This window comes from Quadrisphaera sp. DVD1 (assembly GCF_058932755.1).
On record NZ_JBZYWI010000238.1, the window covers coordinates 1 to 2,599 of the forward strand.

General features: G+C 76.9%; 3 protein-coding genes. All 3 read left to right on the top strand.

What is annotated here, in order from left to right:
* Nucleotides 1-482: 5-formyltetrahydrofolate cyclo-ligase (locus AC5FZL_RS16380; protein WP_493619941.1), on the top strand; the 482-nt coding region annotated here is incomplete at its 5' end.
* Nucleotides 483-552: 70 nt separating this feature from the next.
* Nucleotides 553-2,091 carry a potassium/proton antiporter gene (locus tag AC5FZL_RS16385; RefSeq protein WP_493619942.1) on the top strand — a complete coding sequence of 513 codons (1,539 nt, stop codon included), beginning with the start codon at nt 553-555 and terminating at the stop codon, nt 2,089-2,091.
* Nucleotides 2,092-2,139: 48 nt separating this feature from the next.
* On the top strand, nt 2,140-2,475 hold the full coding sequence (locus AC5FZL_RS16390) for an FmdB family zinc ribbon protein (protein WP_493619943.1): 336 nt from the start codon (nt 2,140-2,142) through the stop codon (nt 2,473-2,475).
* The last annotated feature ends 124 nt before the right edge of the window (nt 2,476-2,599 follow it).

The following is a 2,599-nucleotide window of genomic DNA, read 5'->3' on the forward strand; positions in this document are numbered from 1 at the left end:
TCGCCGCCCTGCCGGCTGGGGCCGTCGTGGCCGCCTACGCCTCGACCCCCACCGAGCCCGGCACCGCAGCCCTGCGCACGGCGCTGCGGGCGCGCGGGCTCGTCGTCCTGCTGCCCGTGGTGGTGGCCGCGGACGGGCCGCTGGCGTGGCGGGTGGACGAGGGGGCCGGCTCGGGGGTCACCGCGTCGCTGGAGCAGGCCGACGTGGTGCTGCTGCCGGCGCTCGCGGTGGACGCCGGCGGCGTGCGCCTGGGGCAGGGCGGCGGCCACTACGACCGCACGCTGGCCGCCCTGCTGGCCGCCCTGCTGGCTCCCCCGCCGGGCTCCCCGCCGCCTCGGCGGCCGCTGCTCGCGGCCGTCGTCCACCCCGAGGAGGTGCTGCCCGCCGGGGCCGTGCCGATCGAGCCGCACGACGTCCGGGTCCACGCCGCCCTGACGCCGACCTCCTGGCGGGACCTGCCCGCGGGCGGCTCCGGCCAGTAGTCTGGCCGCACCCCCTGGCCACCGCCGAACGACGACGGGAGGCCCTCGGTGAGCAGCCGATGAGCAGCCGATGAGCATCGAGCAGTTCGACCTCGGCGTGCTCATCGGCGCCACCGTGCTCGTGGTCGCCGTGGTCGCCGTCCGCCTCTCGGCGAGCACCGGCACGCCCTCGCTGCTCCTCTACCTGGCCCTCGGCGTCGCGCTGGGCGAGGACGGCCTCGGCGTCCAGTTCGACGACTACGCGCTCACCCGGGTGCTCGGCTACGCCGCGCTGGTGCTCATCCTCGTCGAGGGCGGCCTGACCACCCGCTGGTCCTCCGTGCGCGACGCCGTGGCCCCGGCGGCCGTGCTGGCCACGGTGGGCACCGCGGTCTCGGTCGCCGTCGTGGCCGCCGCCGGCCACTGGCTGCTGGACCTGCCGTGGGCGCAGGCGCTGCTGCTGGGCGCGGTGGTCTCCTCCACCGACGCCGCGGCGGTGTTCTCCGTGCTCCGCCGGGTGCCCCTGCCGCGGCGGCTGACCGGCCTGCTGGAGGCCGAGTCCGGCTTCAACGACGCCCCGGTCGTCATCGCCGTGGTGGCGCTGAGCGCGCACCTGGAGGGGACGGCGTCCGAGCCCTGGTGGCTCCTGGTGCTGCTGGCCCTGGTGGAGCTCGCCGGCGGCGCGGCCCTGGGCGGTGCGCTCGGCTGGGCCAGCGGCCGGTGGCTGCGGGCGGTGGCGCTGCCGTCGTCGGGGCTCTACCCGATCGCGGTGCTGGGCCTGTGCGGCATGGCCTACGGCATCGCCGTGCAGGCCCACCTCTCCGGCTTCATCGCCGTCTACGTGGCCGCGCTCGTGCTGGGCAACACCGAGCTGCCCCACCGGCAGGCGGTGCGCGGCTTCGCCGAGGGGGTGGGGTGGCTCTCGCAGATCGGGCTGTTCGTGCTGCTCGGGCTGCTCGTCTCGCCCTCGGAGCTGCTCGCCCAGCTGGTGCCCGCGCTGGTGGTGGGGCTCGTGCTCGCCCTGCTCGCGCGGCCGCTGTCCGTGCTGGCCTCGGTGACCTGGTTCGGGGTGCCGCTGCGCGAGCAGGTGCTCCTCTCGTGGGGCGGGCTGCGCGGGGCGGTGCCCATCGTGCTGGCCACCGTGCCGGTGGTGACCGGGGTGCCCGGCAGCGAGGTGCTGGTCGAGCTCGTGTTCGTGCTCGTCGTGGTCTTCACCCTGCTCCAGGCCCCGACGCTGCCCGCCCTCGCCGCCCGGCTGGGGCTGCACCGCGCCGAGGCGGTGGACCTGGAGGTGGAGTCCTCCCCGCTCGGGGCGCTGGGGGCCGAGGTGCTGCAGGTGCGCGTGGGCCCCGGCTCCCGGCTGCACGGGCTGGAGGTCTTCGAGCTGCGGCTGCCCCGCGGGGCCGACGTCAGCCTCGTCGTGCGCGACGGCGAGGCGATGGTGCCCGAGGCCCGCACCCCCCTGCGCCACGGCGACGACCTGCTCGTGATCACCCTCGCGGGCGTGCGCGTGGCCGCCGAGGAGCGCCTGCGGGCGCTCAGCGAGCGCGGCAGGCTGGCGGCCTGGCGCGACCCGGCGTCCACCGCCCCCGCGCCCCGTCGGCGCACGCGGTGGCCGCTCCGGCGGTAGGATCTGGCACTCCGGCACCCAGAGTGCCAGCACGCCGAGGGAGTACCTGTGCCGACCTACGCCTACACCTGCACCACCTGCGGCCACGCGCTGGAGGTCAAGCAGTCCTTCACCGACGACGCCCTGACCGTGTGCCCGGAGTGCTCGGGGAAGCTGCGCAAGGTCTTCAGCAACGTCGGGGTCGTGTTCAAGGGCAGCGGCTTCTACCGCACCGACTCGCGGTCGGGGAGCAAGAGCGCCGACGGCGGCTCCTCCTCGACGACCCCGTCGACGGAGAGCGCCAAGCCCGCGGACAAGCCGGCTGCGGCGCCCGCGGCGAGCGCCTCCTCGACCACCTCCAGCGCGTCCAGCACGGCGTCGAAGGGCTCCGGCTCCGCCGCCTGACCCGCCACCCGCCCACAGGGGCCCCGCGGGCGCCGTCGTCCACAGGGGCGGGGCGGCCGCGGCCCTGCGGCCGCCGGTCGACCTAGCGTCGCTCCGGTGCGGATGATCGGCTTCGGCTCGAGCG